15 protein-coding genes are annotated in these 18748 nt (G+C 65.8%); 14 read left to right on the forward strand and 1 reads right to left on the reverse strand.

The features are described from left to right. Positions 1 to 119: 119 nt before the first annotated feature. The 3 genes from ACYQ01_RS12775 to ACYQ01_RS12785 all read left to right on the forward strand — a co-directional run bounded on the left by ACYQ01_RS12775 (position 120) and on the right by ACYQ01_RS12785 (position 2517). Positions 120 to 1220 (forward strand): D-alanyl-D-alanine carboxypeptidase family protein, encoded by a 1101-nt coding sequence (locus tag ACYQ01_RS12775; protein WP_459934244.1) that lies wholly within the window; start codon positions 120 to 122, stop codon positions 1218 to 1220. A 192-nt stretch (positions 1221 to 1412) separates the two neighbouring features. Then, positions 1413 to 1856, forward strand: coding sequence for a flagellar export protein FliJ (gene fliJ / locus ACYQ01_RS12780; protein WP_459934245.1), 444 nt, complete (start codon positions 1413 to 1415; stop codon positions 1854 to 1856). Next, positions 1777 to 2517, forward strand: coding sequence for a MotE family protein (locus ACYQ01_RS12785; protein ID WP_459934246.1), 741 nt, complete (start codon positions 1777 to 1779; stop codon positions 2515 to 2517). The genes fliJ and ACYQ01_RS12785 overlap by 80 nt, the downstream gene beginning before the upstream one ends. A 281-nt stretch (positions 2518 to 2798) precedes the next feature. Here the strand turns inward: ACYQ01_RS12785 and ACYQ01_RS12790 are convergent, their stop codons facing one another. After that, the gene (locus ACYQ01_RS12790) at positions 2799 to 5264 is read right to left on the reverse strand and encodes a sensor domain-containing protein (protein ID WP_459934247.1); all 2466 of its coding nucleotides are present in this window, start codon (positions 5262 to 5264) and stop codon (positions 2799 to 2801) included. A gap of 472 nt (positions 5265 to 5736) precedes the next feature. Here ACYQ01_RS12790 and ACYQ01_RS12795 point away from each other — a divergent pair, with 472 nt between their 5' ends. The 11 genes from ACYQ01_RS12795 to ACYQ01_RS12845 all read left to right on the forward strand — a co-directional run bounded on the left by ACYQ01_RS12795 (position 5737) and on the right by ACYQ01_RS12845 (position 18745). Beyond that, positions 5737 to 7329 (forward strand): SGNH/GDSL hydrolase family protein, encoded by a 1593-nt coding sequence (locus ACYQ01_RS12795; protein ID WP_459934248.1) that lies wholly within the window; start codon positions 5737 to 5739, stop codon positions 7327 to 7329. A 276-nt stretch (positions 7330 to 7605) separates the two neighbouring features. Continuing rightward, complete coding sequence (locus ACYQ01_RS12800; RefSeq protein ID WP_459934249.1) at positions 7606 to 8526, forward strand: DMT family transporter; 921 nt, start codon at positions 7606 to 7608, stop codon at positions 8524 to 8526. Between the two features lie 4 nt (positions 8527 to 8530). Then, the gene (locus ACYQ01_RS12805; RefSeq protein ID WP_459934250.1) at positions 8531 to 10105 is read left to right on the forward strand and encodes a hypothetical protein; all 1575 of its coding nucleotides are present in this window, start codon (positions 8531 to 8533) and stop codon (positions 10103 to 10105) included. After that, complete coding sequence (locus ACYQ01_RS12810; protein ID WP_459934251.1) at positions 10093 to 10698, forward strand: hypothetical protein; 606 nt, start codon at positions 10093 to 10095, stop codon at positions 10696 to 10698. Before ACYQ01_RS12805 ends, ACYQ01_RS12810 begins: the two co-directional genes overlap by 13 nt. Positions 10699 to 10726: 28 nt before the next feature. Then, positions 10727 to 11737 (forward strand): NAD-dependent epimerase/dehydratase family protein, encoded by a 1011-nt coding sequence (locus ACYQ01_RS12815; RefSeq protein WP_459934252.1) that lies wholly within the window; start codon positions 10727 to 10729, stop codon positions 11735 to 11737. Beyond that, complete coding sequence (locus ACYQ01_RS12820; RefSeq protein ID WP_459934253.1) at positions 11734 to 12309, forward strand: acyltransferase; 576 nt, start codon at positions 11734 to 11736, stop codon at positions 12307 to 12309. The genes ACYQ01_RS12815 and ACYQ01_RS12820 overlap by 4 nt, the downstream gene beginning before the upstream one ends. Next, a complete protein-coding gene (locus tag ACYQ01_RS12825) occupies positions 12302 to 14365 on the forward strand; it encodes a DegT/DnrJ/EryC1/StrS family aminotransferase (RefSeq protein WP_459934254.1) in 2064 nt (687 codons plus the stop codon). Before ACYQ01_RS12820 ends, ACYQ01_RS12825 begins: the two co-directional genes overlap by 8 nt. Before the next feature lies 1 nt (position 14366). Then, positions 14367 to 15131 carry an acyltransferase gene (locus ACYQ01_RS12830; RefSeq protein ID WP_459934255.1) on the forward strand — a complete coding sequence of 255 codons (765 nt, stop codon included), beginning with the start codon at positions 14367 to 14369 and terminating at the stop codon, positions 15129 to 15131. A 1-nt stretch (position 15132) separates the two neighbouring features. Then, positions 15133 to 16593 carry a B12-binding domain-containing radical SAM protein gene (locus tag ACYQ01_RS12835; RefSeq protein ID WP_459934256.1) on the forward strand — a complete coding sequence of 487 codons (1461 nt, stop codon included), beginning with the start codon at positions 15133 to 15135 and terminating at the stop codon, positions 16591 to 16593. A 279-nt stretch (positions 16594 to 16872) separates the two neighbouring features. Beyond that, entirely contained in the window at positions 16873 to 17502 is a 630-nt protein-coding gene (locus tag ACYQ01_RS12840) for a CerR family C-terminal domain-containing protein (RefSeq protein WP_459934257.1), read from the forward strand. Positions 17503 to 17557: 55 nt separating this feature from the next. Continuing rightward, on the forward strand, positions 17558 to 18745 hold the full coding sequence (locus ACYQ01_RS12845) for an efflux RND transporter periplasmic adaptor subunit (RefSeq protein WP_459934258.1): 1188 nt from the start codon (positions 17558 to 17560) through the stop codon (positions 18743 to 18745). Positions 18746 to 18748: the final 3 nt, after the last annotated feature.

Here is an 18748-nt window from a genome sequence, read left to right on the forward strand (position 1 = left end):
CGTTCGCCGCGACCCCGCCGTTTTTCTTTCGTCGCGGCCAGGTCCATGTCCGCGAGGCGTTCCCGACGCCATGGGCCATGCGATATCTACGCGACTTGAGGTGAAGGAGCCCTAATCGAATGCGTAAATGGATTGCGTTTCTCTGTGTCGCAGTGGCGTTGTGCGTCGTCTTTGCCGCGGACGGCGGCATGGCCAAATCGACCAAGACGGATAAGACCTCCTCGCGCAAGACCCAGACCTCGGAGAAATCCTCCTCCAAGAAAACGTCCTCCAAGAAAAAAAGCAAGGCGAGTTCGAGCCGGGCCTCGGCCAAGGTCGACAAGGAAACGTCCTCCCCGCGCAAGGGCAAACGCAAGTCCGAACAGGCCAAATCCCGAAGCAAGAAAGAACGCCGCCAGGCCAGGGCCGTCTCCCGGACTCCGGCCTCGTACAAGGGCGAGTTCCAGGTGGAGACCAAGGCCTCCCTGCTCATGGACATGAAGACCGGACGCGTGCTCTTCGCCCAGGAGCCCGATCTGCCCATCGCCCCGGCTTCCCTGACCAAGGTGCTCACCCTGTACCTCATCAACGAGTACATCCAACAGGGCAAGCTCCAGCCCGACACGGTGATTCCCGTGACCTACGACGCCAGCCATGCGGGCGGGTCGTCCATGCACCTGCGCACCGGCGAGAACGTGGTCCTGTCCGACCTCATCAAGGGAATCGCCATCGTCAGCGCCAACGACGGCTGCGTGGCCGTGGCCCAATATCTGGGGCACGGAGACGTGTCGCCCTTCGTGGCCGCCATGAACGAAAAGGCCAAGGCCCTCGGCATGACCAACACCCACTTTTTCAACCCCAACGGCCTGCCGGCCGACGGCCAAGTCACCACGGCCCGCGACATGGCCCAACTGGCCCGCGAATACCTCACCCGCTTTCCCGAACTGCTGGCCATCCATTCCATGACCGAATTCACCTGGAAAAATCGGGTGCGTCACAATTCCAACACCCTGCTCGGCCGGGTGGAGGGCGTTGACGGGTTGAAGACCGGGTTTGTCTGCTCGTCCGGCTTCAACATCATCACCACGGCCAAGCGCGGGAACACCCGGCTGGTGGCCGTGGTGCTCGGAGCCCGGACCCGGGGCATCCGCCAGCGCGAGGCCACCCGTCTGCTGGAAGAGGGCTTCAAGATCATCGAGGCCGAAACCCACGACGGCAAACAGATGGCCATGGCCCACTAGCAGCCCGCCCAACAAGGCGATTCTTGCAGTCCGTTGAAAAATTCTTCAACGGATGCCCACTCCGCTTCGGGATGTTCCAAAAGACGCGATGCGAGTCGTTCGTGACCGGGCTTGGCCCGGTAAAGACCCCCACGGCCTTTTTCGGCCCATGCCCCGGTGGCGTGTGGCCCGGTATTTGCTTAAAGTTCGGCTATGACTCGTCCGTTTCGCTTTACGCTCGACCAGGTTCTCGACTACCGGGGCCAACTGGAAGACCAGGCCAAGTTGGCCTTGTCCAAGGCTTTGGCCGCAGAAAACGATCAACGCGCGGTGTGCGCTTCCCTGAGCGCGTCCCTTGCCGAGCATGAGGCCCGGTTTCTCGAAAACCCGAGCATGACCGCCGCGGACATCTGGCTCTGGCGGGGATACAAGGACCGCCTGGACGCCGATCTGGCCGTGGCCCACACCAATCTTTCCCGCCTGGTCCAGGCCACCGCCGCCCGCAGGGCCGAGCTGGTGGAAAAGGCCAAGCAACGCAAGCTCCTGGAAAAACTCAAGGAAAAAAAGGCGACCCGACATGCCGACGAAGAACAGCGAAAGGAACAGGCTCAATTCGACGAACAAGCCACGCTCCGGTTTCGGCCTGCGTCTGTCTAAGCTTGCCGTGGCCGTGGCCTTTCTGGCCGCCGCGAAACTCGGCGTGCTGGTGTGGTTGGACCTTTCCCTGGGTTCCCATCAGGTGGAAACGGCCGCTTCCCCTTCGGTTGCGGCCGCGCCGGCCAAAGCGTCCCGGGAAAATCCCCTTCTTCAAATGGCGCGCGACGCGGTGCTGGAAGAAACCAAGGCCCAGGCCGCGCAACTCGCCCAAGCAGCCCCGGCGGCCCAGCCGGCCAAGCCCGCGCCGGCCGCTCCGGCCGCCCCGCCGGACTCCCTGCTCTCGGCGCGCGAGCTCAAGGACCGGGCCGACCAGCTTGACCGCAAGGAACAGGCCCTGCACGCTCTTGAGGACGACCTCAACAGCCGCACGGCCAAGTTGCAGCAGCTCGAAACGACGATCAAGTCCATGCTCGACCAGGCCAACGCGCTCAAGGACGAGAAGATGCGTCACCTCATCGACGTCTACACGAACATGAAGGCCAAGCAGGCGGCGTCGGTGCTCGAAACCCTGGACGAATCCGTGGCCGTCAAGATTTTGGCCGGCATGAAGGGACGCCAGGCCGGCGAGATCCTCACCTACGTCAGCGCCAAGAAGGCGGCCAAGCTCTCCGAAGCCTTGACCAAGCTTCAGTCGGGACCGGACCTGCCCCAGAATCCGTAAAGAAACGGAAGCCTCCGGCGGCCAGGGGGAATCATTCCCCCAGGCCGCCCCCGAAAGGGGGTCGGCGGCCTGAAGTCCGCGCCAACACGTGACGGACGCAAAAATTGAGGGGCCTGGTTCCGACGGCGTCGGAACCAGGCCCCTGACTCTTCTTTCTTTCCCAAATCTTTCGCGCCGGGCGGGATCTTGCGCGGCCGTCGCGGGGGCGCGGGCAACCGGGGAGCCCCGAGGGGGTCACCCCATCGGGCCGCCAGAGGCGATTCTTCCTCCGAGCCGGGCGGTCATCCCGAGCGCTTCCCGCAGGCGTCGTTCAGAATGAGCCGCGCGGCCTGGCTTTTGTCCACCGGCCGGGAAAACATGAATCCCTGGGCCTTGTCGCAGTCGACGCAGCGCAGGCGTTCGAGCTGGTCTTCGCGCTCCACGCCTTCGGCGATGACCGTGAGCCCCAGACTGCGGGCCAGGGCGATGATGGATTTGACGATCTCCTGACTTTCGCCGTTGCAGGAAGCGCCGCTAATGAAGGACCGATCGATCTTCAGGTGGTCGATGGGCAACTGGCGCAGGTAGGAAAGCGACGAATACCCGGTGCCGAAGTCGTCGATGGCGATCATGACCCCGAGCTGCTTGAGCCGGCCGAGTTCCCGGGCGGTGTGGTCGGCGTCGTGCATGAGCACGGATTCGGTGATTTCGAGTTTGAGGCAGGAAGACGGCAAGGCGGTCTCGCCCAGCACCTCGGCCACGTGTTCGACCAGGCCGTCGCGCACGAACTGTCGGCAGGAGACGTTGACGCTCACGTACAGGCCGTCGGCCTCTTCGTAATCGCGTTGCCAGTCGCTCATTTGGCGGCAGGCTTCGCTGATCACAAAGCGTCCCAGGGGCAGAATCAACCCGGTTTCTTCCGCCAGGGGAATGAAACGGTCGGGCGGCACCAGCCCGCGCACGGGGTGGTCCCAGCGGACCAGGGCCTCGAACCCCTCGATGCGTCCCGACTGCACGCCCACGATGGGCTGATAGTGCAGCAGCAGTTCACCCCGTTCCAGGGCCAGGCGCAGGTCGGCCTCCAGGCTCATGGCTTCCAGAATTTCCTGGTGCATCTTGCGGTCGAAGATCACGGCGGGGCGGGACTGCTCCTTGGCCCGGTACATGGCGATGTCGGCGTCGCGCATGAGATCTTCGGACGAATTGTACTCGCGGGTGCGCAGCACGATGCCGATGCTGGCGGCGGGCGTCACGGTGGAGCCGAACAGGGTGAACGGGCGGCCTATTTCGGTCACAATGCGGTCCACAATGGTCATGACTTCCTTTTGGACCCGCAGCTCTTCGAGAATGACCGCGAATTCGTCCCCGCCCAGACGGGCCACGGTGTCCATGGAGCGCACGCAGTGTTGCAGCCGCCTGGCCACTTCCACCAACAGGGAGTCCCCGGCCTGATGTCCCATGGTGTCGTTTATGGTCTTGAACTTGTTCAGGTCGATCATGAGCACGGCGTACTGGCTGTCGTCGTGGCGCTTGGCCCGGGAGAGGGCGCGATCCAGCCGGTCGGCGAAGAGGGTGCGGTTGGGCAGGCCGGTCAGGGCGTCGTGAAAGGCCTGGTGGCTGATCTGGGCCTCGAAGGCCTTGCGTTCGGAAATGTCCTGATAGATGTAGACGATGCCCTGGAGCGAGTCCTTCAGCACGATGGGAAAGCCGATGATGGCCACGGGCAGGAGCCGTCCGTCCCTGTGCCGGCGCACGGACTCGCGCTGCACGGACTTGCCCGCCAGAATGGCCATGCGCATGTTCTCGCACTCGGTGAGCAGGTTTTCCGGCACGATGAAGGCCCGCATGCCGAAGCCCTTGATGTCCTCGGCGCGGTAGCCGAACAGGGATTCGAAGGCGGCGTTGACGTCCACGATGTTGCGATGCATGTCGATGAGCGAGATGGCCTGGGGCGAGTTGGCGAAAAGCTGGCTGAAATAGGCCCGCTGGGCGGCCAGGGCCTCCTCGGCGCGCTTGCGGTCGGTGATGTCGACCACGGTGCCCTCGTAGTAGAGGGGATCGCCGGATTCGGCGCGCACCACGCGGGCGTTTTCCGATATCCAGATGATCTCGCCGTCGCGCTTTCGGATGCGCGATTCGAAGTCGCGCACCACGTCGTGATTGGTCAGGAGCCGCACGAAGTCGTCGCGCCGGGTGGGGTCGACGTAGAGCTGGTTCTTGATGTCGCGGAAGAAGTCGATCATCTGGGGCACGGAGTCGAACCCGTAGATGCGGGCCAGGGTGCGGTTGGCCTCCAGATAGCGACCCTGGGGCGTGGTCTGAAAGATGCCTTCCACCGCGTTTTCCACGATGGAGCGGTATTTGGTCTCGGCCTGGCGCAGACGCTGCTCGGCCCGGTTGCGCGAGGTGATGTCGCGCAAGAGCAGACACGAGACCTCGCGCCCGCCCACCATGCCCACGGGAAACCGGATCACGGCCACGTGGGTGGTGAGGACGCCGGCCCTGGCCGCGCGGGGGGAGCCGGCGCGATCGTCTTCGCCGAGCCGCCAGATTTCTCCGTCGGCAAAGCGTCGATTGGGCGACAGCCGGACCACGCCGTCCAGCGAGTGCCCCACCACGTCGGCCCGGGTCGCGCCGAAGAGTTCCTCGAAGGCCTGGTTGACGAACAAGACGGTCCGGTTCGCGTCGTGCAGCAGGGCCGCGTTGGGGGAGGAAAAAAATACGCGCTCGAAGACGGTAATGGGCAAGTCGATGCTGGCGGAAGCCATGGTAGACACCTCGGGACGGAATAGACATTTTTAGCAATTTGGGCTCCAAGAGTCAACAGTTTGATATCGTTGTTATTCTCCTTAGTTAGCGAAGCAACGTGTCCGACAATTTTGTCGAAAATGGACAGAAATGTTCAGCATGCCCGCATTCTGGTCACTGGCGGGGCGCGCGGAGCGCACGGTCGCCCCTCTTGCGCTTGGGCCGGTATTGTGAAAGAGCCGAGTCGGACGCATCAGGCGAATGTTTTCCGGGCCAAAAGGCGATCGTGACGCCTGCGGACCCGTGTGGCGGCTTTGAAACGCGGACATTCGGCTTTTCCTGATGAGCAAACGGGTCACGTCGCGTTTTTCGTCCCGTCCGGCCAAGGTCGCGAGCCGGACGCCGGGCCGTCGGGCGACTGGATTTTTCGGCGTCCGGGTCGGTCGGCCGAGTCCCGGGCCCTCGCGGCAAACCCTCGCGGTGCAAACGAGTATGAATCAAGAACACGCCTTCGAACCGAGGCTCAACCTTCAGGCCGCCCGCCACATCTCCGGCGGGGGCGGATACCGCCTGGGCAACCTGCTGATCTGGGCGCTGGCGCTGTATCTTCTCTGGCCGATGTTCGGGCATGAATCCGCCCATCCCGCGCTCTGGGGATATTCGGGCGGTTTTCTGGTCCTGCTGCTGGCCGTGGTGTTGGGCATGGTCGCCTGGCTGGTCGTTTTGACGCGCCTGGCGGCCCTCAGGCAGCGCACGCTGTTTTTCGTCACCGTCCTGGCGCTGGCCGGCCTGGAAGGGCTGTTCCGACTCGACATGGTGGCGAAGCATTTCACGGCGTTTCATCAGGTCGGCGGGATCGTTCCCTATCTCTGTTTCGACGGCCCCCGCGAAGCCTTGGACCAGAAAACGGACGGGGACGGCACATATCGCATCGTCATGGTGGGCGGTTCGACCGTCGGCGACGGCGATCCCTCCCTGGCCAAGGCCCTGGAAGAGGTCTTTCACGCCGAAGGCCGACCCGAAGTGCGCGTGTACAATTACGGGGCCGCGCGGTTCGTGGCCCGCCAGGAGCGGTTGCGCCTCGAACTCGACGCGCTCCCCCTCCGTCCCGATCTGGTCATCGTCTACGACGGGGCCAACGACGTTTCCCTGCCCTATTTCGACGATCCCCGGCCGCGCTACCCCGCCAATTGGGCCACGGTCGAGGCCGGTTGCGCCCTGACGACCAACACGGCGGGCTTCCGGCGATCGGTGAGCCTGGTGCTTCGGTCGAGCGCGCTGTTGCGGTGCCTGTTCGACGACGTGGTGTTCAAGGAAGACATCGTGCATATGCGTCGGCTCCGGGCCGAAGCGGGCTACGGCGAACCGAAATGGCGTCAGGCCTTGACCGACGGCTGGCTGGAGGACTGGGAAGCCATGGCCCGCATGTCCCGGTGCCGCTCGGCCAGGGCGGTGTTTCTGTTGCAGCCGTTTCTGACGGAAAAACGCGAACTTTCGGAAAGCGAAAAAGACATAGACGCCCGCTACGACGAGGCCTTTCACGCCCACATGCGCGCCTGCTACGACCGCATGCGCGCCGGACTGGAAGCCTTCGCGGGCAAGGCCCCGGACGGGGTGGCGGCCAGGGACCTGAGCCGCGCCCTGGACGACTTCGCCGGCCAGGCCTTCGTGGACGTGACGCATGTCGGCGCGGAGGCCAACCGGCACCTGGCGCGCAAGATTCACGAAATCGTGAGCCCCCTGGTCGACCAGGATCGTCCGCTCCCGCCGGGGACCGTCGCGCCGAATTCCGTTCCCTCCGCTCCCGTGGCGCCCGGCACGGACGGGGCGGGCGCGACGACCGCCCCGGAGGGAGAGCGCGGGCAGGCTTTTGCGCCCGAAACGCCGGAAAATCCTCCCCAGCCCGCCGCGCAGGGCCCCCAGGCCGGGAACCCGCCCGCGTCCCAGGTCCAACCCGGGGCGTCGTCCCAGCCCCAGGCCCGCAAGGCCGTCGTCCCCAGGCCCCGCCGCCTCCATGCCCCGTCCCCGCACGGCGCACCGGCCGCCGTTTCGCCCCAGGAGTCCGGCGGAGGGACCACGCCCTGACCGGGCTTCCGCGACGAACCGGCCCCGGGAGAAATCCCGATGTTGACAGGCGCGCGGCTTCGGCCGATGGAAACCGCGTGCGGACTGGCCGCGCGGTGACGCCATCCGTCCGCCGTTTCCGGCGAACCGACCGGCCGGCGTGGGGGCGGGGAACGTCTCGGCCGCGCCGGCGCAAGCGTTCGCCCAACGCCCCGACTCTTTCCCCCCGGCGAACGTCGTCCGTGGGGAGTCCCTGGCAGTTTTCCGCTAACCGTCTATTCAGGCTTCGCGTGCTCCATGTCCATGAATGCGAAAACGGCCGGATATCTGGCCGCGCTGGGCGCGACGATCATCTGGTCGGGCAACTTCGTGGTGGCCCGGGGAGTGGCTCAGGAGATCGCCCCCATCCAGCTCAACTTCTGGCGCTGGCTGGTGGCCCTGGTCTGCATGTTGCCCTTGGCCCTGCCCAAGCTCCGGTCCGACTGGCCGGGCATGCGCCGGCACTGGCGTTACCTGTCGGCCATGGCCTTTCTGGGCGTGAGCGTGCTCAACACCTTCATCTACAAGGCCGGGCAGACCACCCAGAGTCTGAACATGGCCTTGCTCGTGCCCACCGCGCCGGTGATGATCATCATCTTGTCGCGCGTGGTCTACGGCGAACCCATCACCTGGCGTCGCCTGGTCGGCGTGTGCGTGGTGCTTTTGGGCGTGCTGGAACTGGTGGCCCATGGAGACTGGTCCAATCTGGCTCGGGTGCGTTTCGCTCCGGGAGACCTTTGGGCCCTGGCCGGAGCGGCCAGCTTCGCCTCCTATTCGCTCTTCATGCGCAGGCGTCCGCCCAGCGTCTCCATAGAAGGGTTCAACGCGGTCACGTTCCTTCTGGGCACGGTCTTCACCCTGCCCGCCCTGGTCTGGGAAATGCTCGTCCTGCCCACGCCCCGCTGCACCACGGCGGTGGTGGTCGGGGTGCTCTACACCGGGGTGGGCTGCTCGTTCGTCGCCTATCTGCTGTGGACTTGGTCCATCACGGCGATCGGACCGGTGCTGGCGGGTATCGTGTACTATTCCCTGCCGCTTTTCGCCGCGGTGGAGTCGGTGCTGCTGCTGCACGAAGGCATCTCCCTGTTCCACGTGCTGGGCGGCGGGCTCATCGTGACGGGCATCCTCGTGGCCACGGTGGACCCGCGACTGCTCGGGGCCAGGCGGACCGGCGGATGAAGCCATGGTGAAGCGTCCGACATGGGCCGAAAGGCTTTTTCGCCTCGGCTCCATTCCCCGCCTGGGGGCTCGCCTCGCGCTGTGCGCGCTGATCCTGGCGATCGCGGTGGGCGTGGGGCCGGCGCTCGCCCAGTTGTTTCTGGGCAAGCTGCTGTATTCGTCTTTGGCCTGCTACGTGCCCGGTCCGCCCGACCCCATGATGTACTGGCACGAGGCCGGTTCGTTTTTTCGGGCCGGGTTCGCCCACGGCTACTACGGCATGAACGAAATGACCCCGCTGTTGGGGTCGGCCTGGCACCACGGTCCCTGGTACGTGGCCCTGTACGGCGGGTTGGCCCGCCTGGGCGGACAGTGGACCTACACCACCGGCGTGACCCTCAACTTTTTGTTGGTGGGCCTGGCCTGTCTGGCCTATGCGGCGTTGACCGGGGCCCGCCCCGGGCTTCTGGCCCTTCTGGCCGCGTTCATGGCCAGCTTCCACTATCTGCTGTTGTACCAGTGCTCCAACTGGTCGGAGTCTCTGCTGTTCGCGGTGGCCCTGGTCCTGGCCGGGCTGTGGTCCGCGCTGTTTTCCCTCGGGCCCGGCGACCGGCGCTATCGTCCGCTCAAGGCCCTGACCTTCGCCTGTCTGACCTATGCCGCGCTCCTGCGCCACAGCTTCGGGCTTCTGTACTTCGTGTTCTTCTTTCTGGAAAAGCCCGGCACGGCGCGACGGGCCGCCATCCAGGCCGGCAAGGCCCTGGCCTGCCTGGCGGGATGCATGGCGCTCTACGGCGCCACCAGGGCGCCGTTCGTCACGGCCTTCACCGGCGGGGACAGGCTCCTGCAGGGGCTTGCCCGCGGCGACGCGAGCCTGCTCCTGGCCACGGTCAAGGCCAATTTCGAAGGCCTGGGCGAACAGTATCCGCTCTATTCGCTCCTGCTGGTCGAGGCCTTGGCCCTGGGCCTGTGCGCCACGGCGGTCGCCTGGCTGGAGTCCCGGCGCGAGCCCGGACAAGACGGCCGCGCGCCCTACGTCTTGATGCTGGAAAGCGCCTTGCACGCGGTCAATCTTTTGGGCGTGGCGGCCCTGCTCGCGGTCTATTACGTGGTGTACGGCCCCTGGGGATACCGGGTGCTCGGTCCGCATCTGACCCTTTCGCTCTTCGTCTACGCCGCCTCGCGCCGGGCCGTGCTCCCCTGGGCCCTGATCGGGCTGAACCTGCTGGCCCTGCCGTTCGGCCTGCACGTTTTCACCCTGGACCGCATGGCCGAATACTACGACACCGCCGCCTTGAAGGTCCGCCTGGCCGAGGCCTCGCGCGACATCGAGGGCCGCATGGCGTACCGGCCCGGTCTGGACCGCTGGTGCAACACCGTGCTGTACAGCGGGTACGGGCGTTATCTCCTGAGCGTACCCCTGGGGATCGGTTGTCAGTTCTACTCCGGCCAGGGGCCGCTGGACACGGTGCGCTCCCGGTATCTCGCGGGGTCGTCTTTTTCCCAGGACATGAGCCTGGCGCCGTTTCACTTCCGCCTCCTGGGCAGGATGGGGCCGCAGGGCCTGTACGAAAACGAGGGGGGGGCATGTCCACCGTAGATCCGGCCGGCCGTGGGCGACGCAAGGGACATCCGTTCGCGTCGCGCTGGGTCGACGCCGTGTTCGCCGCGCTGGCGCTGGCGGCCGGCGTGATCGTGTTCGCGCGTTCGCCCAACGCCGTGGCCCTGGCCTGGTGCGAATTGGCGGTCCCGTTCCAGTCCGTCACGGACAACCGGGAAAAGCTTTTTTGCTGCTCCAATGTGGAACAGGAAATCGCCTATACCGACGCGGACAACGTGGCGCTTTCCCCGGCCGACGTCACGGGTTGGATGACGCTCTCCCCGCGCGATCCGGCGCGTCCGGCCCGGGTGCGGGTTCAGGTGATCAAGGACCGCGACGAGCTTCTTTTCTACCCCCGGGTGGGCGGGGCCGACTCGCGGGTGAGCGTGATCCAGCCGAACGGGGGCTGGCCCAGGCCGTTGTTTCTCCTGCAGGGCCGGGAGGGGGCCTGGACCTCCATCAGCCGTCAGTATAGGCTGTGCGTCGCGTGCTTGGACAACTCCTTCGACCGGGGATATAGGGCTTCGCTGGAAATCGTGCTCCAGGGGCGGTGGGCTCAGTTGTGGACCAAGGACGGCAAGATTTTTTTCTGATCGGCCGGGCCGGTCGATGAGGATGGCGATGGACAACCGGAAAATGCGCGACGTGGAAGCCTCGTTTTCGGACAAGAACGTGCTGGTGCTGGGCGGCATGGGCTTCGTGGGATCGAGCCTGGCCTTGCGGCTGGCCGGATGCGGGGCCCGGGTGACCCTGGTCGACGCCATGATCGAGGAGTACGGGGGCAACCCGTTCAACGTGCGCGAGATTCGCGACGCGGTGCGCATCAACTACAGCGACATCCGCGACGAGCACGCCATGAGTTGGCTGGTGCGTGGGCAGGACTACGTGTTCCACAGCGCGGCCCAGGTCTGCCATTTGAAAAGCCTCAGCGACCCCTTCCCGGATATCGACATCAATATTCGCGGCACCGCCGTGGTCATGGAGGCCCTGCGCCAGCACAACCCCCGGGCCAAGGTCATCAAGCTCGGGTCGCGGGGGCAGTACGGCTCGGTGCTCGAACTGCCCGCCAAGGAAGACGCCAAGACCGAGCCCAAGGGCATCTACGAGATTTCGCTGCTGGCCGCCGAGCACATTCTGGCCGCCTACTGGCGCAACCACAACATCCCCTGCGTGCTCACCAGATTGACCAACATCTACGGGCCCAGGGCCCAGATGCGTCACAACCGTTTCGGCGTGGCCAACTGGTTCGTGCGCCTGGCCCTGGACGACCAGACCATCCCCGTGTTCGGCACCGGGCTCATCAAGCGCGATTTTCTCTACATCGACGACTGCGTGGACGCCCTGCTGCTGCTGGCCGCCGAGGACGCGGCCGTGGGGCAGGTCTACAACGTGGGCCACGACCAGCCCTCCAACTTTCTGGAGATGGCCGGCATCATCGTGGAGAGCGCCAAAACGGGCCGCATCGAGCACACTCCGTTCTCGGCCGAACGCCAGGCGCAGGAGCCGGGCGACTTCTATACCGACATTACCAAGATCCACGCCGCCACCGGATGGACTCCGGCCACCTCCCTGCGGGAGGGCGTCGCCAAGACCGTGGATTTTTACCGACAAAACAAAGAGTATTACTGGTGAGCGCTGAAAAAGAGTATTTCGTCCATCCGCAGGGCCTGTGCGAAAGCGAAAACGTGGGCGCGGGCTCACGCATCTGGGCTTTCGCCCACGTGCTGCCCGGCGCGGTGATCGGACGCGAGGCCAACATCTGCGATGGCGTGTTCGTGGAAAACAAGGTGGTTCTGGGCGACCGGGTGACGGTCAAATGCCATGTGGCCCTCTACGACGGACTGGAAGTCCAGGACGACGTGTTTATCGGCCCGGGCGTCAGTTTCGCCAATGACCGGTATCCGCGTTCCAGGCGCCCCGTGACGCATCCGCGCACGGTGCTCGAACGAGGCTGTTCGCTGGGGGCCGGGGCGATCATCCTGCCCGGCGTGCGCGTGGGGCGCTACGCCCTGGTGGCGGCCGGGGCCGTGGTCACCCGCGACGTGCCTCCTTTCACCCTGGTCAAGGGCAATCCGGCCCGCGAGGCCGGGCTGGTGTGCATTTGCGGAGCGCCGCTTCGCGAGGTGAAGGGCGGGCTGGCCTGCGCCAAGGGCGACTGGCGCGGCCAGGCTCCGGACGTCGACATGTGGTGCCGCAATGCCTAGCCCCCTGCCTCTGGCGCGCGTGGCCGTGGTGGTGCCGGTATACGGCAACGAGCAAAGCCTGCCCGAACTCTACGAGCGCGTGGTGGCCGCGGCCGACAAGGCCGGAGTCGAACTCACGCTCCAGTTCGTCAACGACCGCTCCCCGGACGACTCCCAGACCGTCATCGAGGAGTTGGCCCGGCGCGACCCCAGGGTGCGCGGGCTTCTGTTGTCGCGCAACCATGGTTCGTTCGTGGCCATAGCGGCGGGACTGGCTCAGGTGGCGGACCACGACGCGGCCGTGATCCTTTCCGCAGACCTGCAAGACCCGCCCGAGATGCTGCCCGAAATGGTCGCCAAGTGGCGCGAGGGCAAGAAAGTGGTGCTCTGCTCCCGGGCGGACCGCGACGACCCCCTGGTCACCAGGATTTTCGCCGACGCCTTCCACTGGGTGTTTCGCCGCATCGCCCTCAAGGACATGCCGCCGGGCGGCTTCGATTTTTGTCTGGTGGACAAGGCCGTGGTGCGCGTGATCCTGGAATCCGCCGAAAAAAAGACCAGCCTGGTCGGGCTGATTCTCTGGGCGGGATTCGACCGGGCCGTGCTGCCCTACCATCGCGCCCCGCGCAAGCATGGCCGCAGCATGTGGAGCTTTTCGCGCAAGCTCTCCTACGCGCTGCACTCCATCGTGGCCTTTTCCAGCTTTCCCATGAAGCTTTTCGGCCTGGTGGGTCTGGGGCTCACGGGGCTGTGCCTTTTGGGCATGCTCTACATTCTTTTGGCCTCGATGTTCGGGCTCATCTCCACTCCGGGGTGGGCGTCCATGATGCTGTCCCAGTTGGTCGTCATCACGGTGCTTTTTCTGGGGTTCGGCGTTATCGGCGGCTACCTGTGGATCAATCTGGAACAGACCCGCAAGCGCCCGCTGTTCATTGTGGACAAGGTGGTGGGCCAGGCCCCGCGCCCCGAGGACCCGGACGCCCCGGTGGGTTTTTTCGACCTGCGGGCCGTGTCGGCCCCGGTGGGCCGGCAGCTTCGCGAGGCCGCCCGCAAGGCCCTTTCCGGGCCGCAGATCATTCTCGGCCCCCATGTTTCCCGCTTCGAGCACGAGTTCGCCGCCTGGCTGGGCGCCAAGTACTGCGTGGGCGTGGCGAACGGCACCGACGCCATAACCTTGGCCCTGTGGGCGGCCGGCGTCAAACCGGGCGACACGGTGGCGGTGCCGGCCCTGACCGCTCCGCCCACGGCCGTGGCCGTGCTGCGTGCCGGGTGCGTGCCGGTTTTCGTCGATGTCGATCCCGTCACGTTGACTCTGGACCCCGAGGGCCTGCGCCAGGCGGCCGCGCTCGGGGCCGTGGCCGTGGCGCCGGTGCATCTCTACGGCGGCCCCTGCGCCATGGACGAGATTCTCAAGGTCTCGGCCGAGCTCGGCCTCACCGTGGTGGAGGACTGCGCCCAGTCCACGGGCACGCGTCTGGGCGGAATCTCCTGTGGACGCTTCGGCAAGACCGCGGCCTTCAGCTTTTATCCCACCAAGAACCTCGGGGCCTACGGAGACGCCGGGGCCGTGGTCACGGACGACCCGGCCATGGCCGAAGCCCTGCGCCGCATGCGGTTCTACGGCCAGGACGCCTCGGGCGAGTGCGTCATGGCGGGCTTCAACTCCCGCCTGGACGAGATGCAGGCCGCCCTGTTGTGCGAGCGGCTGCGCGTTCTGGACCATGACAACCACATCCGGCGCGACATCGCGGCCCGCTACTCGGAAAAACTCGGATTTCTGGACCCGGTTCCCCAGACGGAGGGGACCGCGCCCCATCTGTTCGTGGTGCGCCCGGCCGACCGCCAGGGTTTTCGCGCCCATTTGAAGGCCAGGGGCGTGGACACCGGGGTGCACTACCCCCTGGCGCTCACGCGTCACGCCTATCTGGCGGCCAAATCCCTGGGCGGCCCCTGCCCGGTGGCCGAGGCGAACGCCGCGCGCGTGGTGAGCCTGCCCTGCCATCCCGGATTGCACCGCTGGGCTGTGGACCGCGTGGTCGAGGCCTGCCTGAGCTGGCGCGACGCGGGAGGAGCCTGACATGGCCGGAAAGACCGCTTCCGGCCGCGAGGACGTGTTGCGCGACTACATGGGCCGGGCCTCGGCCGGGTCCTTCGCCACCTATCTGGGCACGCGCGCCCGCACCGCGCTTCGCTACGTGCTGGAGCAGTCGGCCCAGTACGCCGTGGGCTGGGTGCCCGGCCCCGTGGGCATGGCCGCCCGTCAGTTTGTCTACCGGCCGCTTCTGGGCCGGGGCTCACGCGCGCCCGTGGCCGAAAGCGGGGTGGAGATTTTTCACATGGACAGCCTGGTGCTGGGCCAAAGCGTCTACATCGACCGTCTCTGCCGCATCCACGCCTCGCGGGCCGAGATCATTCTTGGCGAGTGCACCCGGGTCATGCGCGGGGCCTATCTGTGCTCGTATGTTTCCAACGCGCGCCCCGGCGAGGGCATCGTCACCGGAGCCAGTTGCTGGATAGGGGTCAACGCGGTGTTGGCCTCGGGGCAGGGCGGGTTGACCCTGGGCCGGGAGGTGTTGGTGGGACCGGGCGCGGTGCTGGTCACCGGGGATCACGATTTCGCCGATCCGTCCGTTTCGGCGGCCGACCGGGCCTATACCGGCCGCCCCATCCGGGTGGGCGACAACGTCTGGATCGGGGCTGGAGCCGTGGTGCTGGGCGGGGCGGACATCGGGCAGGGGAGCGTCGTGGCCGCCGGAGCGGTGGTCACGGGACGCGTCGACCCGTATACGGTGGTCGGCGGCGTGCCGGCCAAAGTCCTGAAGAACATCGGAGAGAAGAGCTGACATGCGCGTACTGCTCATGAACGTACCGGACGCCCACGTGGGCAAGACCACCGACGACTGGGACATCGAAGCGTCGGATATCGGGGTGTTTCCGCCCATGGGCATCCTCTACCTGGCCGGGGCGGTGCGCGCCCGGGGTCGCCACGAGGTGCGCCTGATCGACTGCATTCTCGACCGCCTCTCGCCGGCCCGGGTGGCTGAAATGGCCCAGGCGTGGCGTCCGGACGTGGTGGGGCTTACGGTCTACACGCCCAACCTCTACGACGCGCTCATTCTCACCCGCAGGCTGCGTCAGGCGCTGCCGGACGCCGCCATCGTGTGGGGCGGTCCGCACACCATGCTGTTCCCCGAAGAGTCCATGGCCCAGTCCGAGGTGGATTACCTGATCACCGGCGAGGCCGAGGAAACCTTCCCCGACTTCCTCGACGCCCTGGAGGACGGCAAGCCCCTGGACGCCATCCCGGGCGTGTGGATGCGCAAGGACGGCCGCGTGGTGAACACCGGCGAGCCCGGCTACGTCAAGGACATCGACCGTCTGCCCTTTCCGGCCTACGACCTGGTGGACTTCAAGCGCTATTTCAGCGCCATCGGCACCGGGCTGCCCGTGGGCACCATATGCAGTTCGCGGGGGTGTCCTTTCCATTGCACGTTCTGTTGCAAGCCGTACTCCACGTATCGTTCGCGCAGCGTGGAGAACATTCTGGCCGAAATGGAAAGTTATCACGCCCAGGGCATTCGGGAATTTTTCTTCTTCGACGATTTGTTCAACGCCTCGGCCAAGCGGGTCAAGACCATAGCCCAGGCCATTTTGGACAAAGGCTGGAAGGACGTGGTCTGGTCGTTTCGCGGCCGGGTGGACGCCGTGGACGAGGAAATGCTCGTCCTGGTGAAGAAGTCCGGCTGCCGCCAGATTCTCTTCGGCGTCGAGGACGCCAGTGACGAGGGCCTCAAGGCCATCAACAAGAAAATCACCACGGAACAGGTGTTTCGGGCCATGCGCCTGTGCCGCAAGGTGGGCATCCTCACCTCGACGAACTGGATCATCGGCTTTCCCCACCACCGCACCCGCCAGGACGTGGAGCGCCTCATCGACAACGCCGTGGCCATCGATTCGGACTTCGCCCAGTTCAACATCTGCATCATCTACCACGGCACGGCCATCTTCGACCTGGCCAAGCAAAAGAAGCTCCTCGACCCGGACATCTGGCGCAAACACGCCAGAAATCCCATTCCCAACTTCGTGGAGCCCATCTGGGAAGAATACCTCTCGCGCCGCGAGCTGTCGGAGCTGCTCAAGAAGTGCTACCGGCGCTTCTACTTCCGGCCCCTTCCCATCCTGCGCAAGGCGTTGCGGGTGCGCCGCCTGTCCGAGTTCATGCTCTTCGCCAAGGGCGCCCTCACCCTGCTTGGCATCAAGGGCTACAAGCGCAAGAAGCATCACGAAGGGCAGGGCGCGCAGTAGGTCGGCCCCCCCCGCACCCCTTTCGTTTTTTCAAGACCTTCCGCGGAATCGAACGCGGCGCGTCGGCTGGCGCGCCGCGTTTTTGTCTTTGCCTCCTGCGCCGTGGCCTCCGGGCCGTCCGGGCGCCGGGAAACTCCAGATCCCCCGGGAACCGTGTCGCCTCGCGCGGCGCGGGTTTTTCGCACGGCCTCGACGCTGGAAACTTGACAAAGGCAGTTCCGGAGCTTAAACACCGTTTAACAAAAATTAAACGCTGTTTAGCCACGGGTGTTCTCCGCCATGCTCGGTTCGTCATCGGGAAAAAACAGGATTTTGGAAGCGGCCCGCCGGGTCTTTGCCGCACGCGGCGCAAACGACGGCACCTTGCGCGAGATCTGCGCCCTAGCCAAGGCCAACGTGGCCCTGGTCAAGTACCATTTCGGCAACAAGGAACACCTCTACACCATGGTGCTCGACTCGTTTCTGAACGACTTGAACGTGCGCTATCCCTTTGACGACGGGGTCACGTCGGATTCGCCGCCGCAAGACAAGCTCAAGGCCTTCATCCGCGCCTTTTTCAACCGCCTGCTGGGTCACGAGGACCCGGTTTCGCGGGGGCTCGGCAAGCTGATCGCCCAGGAGATGTTTTCCCCGTCCTCCGCCTTCGAACCCATTCTGGAAAAGCACATCCGGCCGAACCACGAAGGCCTCGTCGCCATAGTGGGCGAACTCTGGCCGGGCGTTTCCCGGGACGTGGCCGTGCGTTGCGCCTACAGCATCTCGGGCCAGTGCGTGGTCTACGAAAAGGGCGCAATGCTGCATTTGCAGCCCAGCCTGGAAGGAAGGGGCGAGGACATGGAGCGGCTTGTGGAAGATGTGACCGAATTTTCCCTCGGCGGAATAGAGCGCCTCAAACAGCGGGCGTCCTGAGACGGCCGCACTCCTCGTACCATAGCGTCCCACACGACAAGCAAAAGGATTCGTCATGCTGAAAAAGGCATTTGTTCTCGTATTGTGTTTCGCCGTGGCCGCCGTGTGCCTGACGTTCTGGCTCGGTGGAGATTCCGGCGGCCACGCCCAGGAAGGGCCTCCGGCGGCCCCGCCCCAGCCCGAGGTCGGGGTGGTCACCCTGGCGAGCGAGCCGGTGACCGTCTCCACCATCCTGCCCGGGCGGGTTTCGGCCTACTTGGTGGCCGAGGTGCGTCCGCAGGTGGGCGGAATCCTGCAAAACAGGCTGTTCGTGGAGGGCGCGGACGTCAAGGCCGGCGATGTCTTGTACCAGATCGACCCCGCGCGCTACCAGGCCGCCTACGACAACGCCAAGGCCGCCCTGGCCAAGGCCGAGGCCAACGCCGTGCCCGTGCGCCTCAAGGCCGCCCGGACCCGGCAGTTGATCAAGGAAAAGGTCATTTCCCAGCAGGACGACGACGACGCCCAGGCCGCCATCCGCCAGGCCGAGGCCGAAATCGCGGCCTGCAAGGCCGCGCTGGAAACCGCGCGCATCGACCTGCGCTACACCCAGGTCACCGCGCCCGTTTCCGGACGTATCGGCAAGTCGAACTTCACGCCGGGCGCCCTGGTCACGGCCAATCAGGCCCAGCCGTTGAGCACGGTGCAGAGCATCGATCCCCTGTACGTGGATCTGACCCAGCCCAGCCAGGAGGTCCTGCGCCTCAAGCGGGATTTCGCCAGCGGCAAGCTCAAGAAGTCCGCTGCGGGCAAGCCCGTGGTCAGCCTGATGTTCGAGGACGGAACGCCCTACCGGCATTCGGGTGAATTGCAGTTCTCCGACATCACCGTGGACCAGAGCACGGGAGTCATCACCGTGCGCGCCGCGTTTCCCAATCCCGAGCACGAGCTGTTGCCCGGCATGTACGTGCGGGCCGTGCTGGAGGAGGGCGTGCGGGAAAACGCGTTGCTGGTTCCGCAGCAGGCCGTGACCCGCGATCCCAAGGGCGCCGCCACCGCCCTGGTCCTGGGCCGCGACGACACGGTGGAGGAGCGGACCCTGGATCTGGGCCGCGCCGTGGGGGACAAGTGGCTGGTGCGCTCGGGCCTTGAAGCCGGAGATCGGGTCATCGTGGACGGATTGCAGAAGGTGCGGCCCGGAGCCAAGGCCAAGCCCGTGTCCCCCGAGCGCCTGGACCAGAGCGCCGGTCCGGCCAAATCCTGAGGC

Source organism: Fundidesulfovibrio butyratiphilus (assembly GCF_054657235.1).

Excerpts from the sequence above, each read along its gene's own strand:
- ACYQ01_RS12775 (WP_459934244.1), top strand. The coding sequence starts at position 120 with ATGCGTAAATGGATTGCGTTTCTCTGTGTCGCAGTGGCGTTGTGCGTC.
- fliJ (WP_459934245.1), top strand. The coding sequence starts at position 1,413 with ATGACTCGTCCGTTTCGCTTTACGCTCGACCAGGTTCTCGACTACCGG.
- ACYQ01_RS12785 (WP_459934246.1), top strand. The coding sequence starts at position 1,777 with ATGCCGACGAAGAACAGCGAAAGGAACAGGCTCAATTCGACGAACAAG.
- ACYQ01_RS12790 (WP_459934247.1), bottom strand. The coding sequence starts at position 5,264 with ATGGCTTCCGCCAGCATCGACTTGCCCATTACCGTCTTCGAGCGCGTA.
- ACYQ01_RS12795 (WP_459934248.1), top strand. The coding sequence starts at position 5,737 with ATGAATCAAGAACACGCCTTCGAACCGAGGCTCAACCTTCAGGCCGCC.
- ACYQ01_RS12800 (WP_459934249.1), top strand. The coding sequence starts at position 7,606 with ATGTCCATGAATGCGAAAACGGCCGGATATCTGGCCGCGCTGGGCGCG.
- ACYQ01_RS12805 (WP_459934250.1), top strand. The coding sequence starts at position 8,531 with ATGGTGAAGCGTCCGACATGGGCCGAAAGGCTTTTTCGCCTCGGCTCC.
- ACYQ01_RS12810 (WP_459934251.1), top strand. The coding sequence starts at position 10,093 with ATGTCCACCGTAGATCCGGCCGGCCGTGGGCGACGCAAGGGACATCCG.
- ACYQ01_RS12815 (WP_459934252.1), top strand. The coding sequence starts at position 10,727 with ATGGACAACCGGAAAATGCGCGACGTGGAAGCCTCGTTTTCGGACAAG.
- ACYQ01_RS12825 (WP_459934254.1), top strand. The coding sequence starts at position 12,302 with ATGCCTAGCCCCCTGCCTCTGGCGCGCGTGGCCGTGGTGGTGCCGGTA.
- ACYQ01_RS12830 (WP_459934255.1), top strand. The coding sequence starts at position 14,367 with ATGGCCGGAAAGACCGCTTCCGGCCGCGAGGACGTGTTGCGCGACTAC.
- ACYQ01_RS12835 (WP_459934256.1), top strand. The coding sequence starts at position 15,133 with ATGCGCGTACTGCTCATGAACGTACCGGACGCCCACGTGGGCAAGACC.
- ACYQ01_RS12840 (WP_459934257.1), top strand. The coding sequence starts at position 16,873 with ATGCTCGGTTCGTCATCGGGAAAAAACAGGATTTTGGAAGCGGCCCGC.
- ACYQ01_RS12845 (WP_459934258.1), top strand. The coding sequence starts at position 17,558 with ATGCTGAAAAAGGCATTTGTTCTCGTATTGTGTTTCGCCGTGGCCGCC.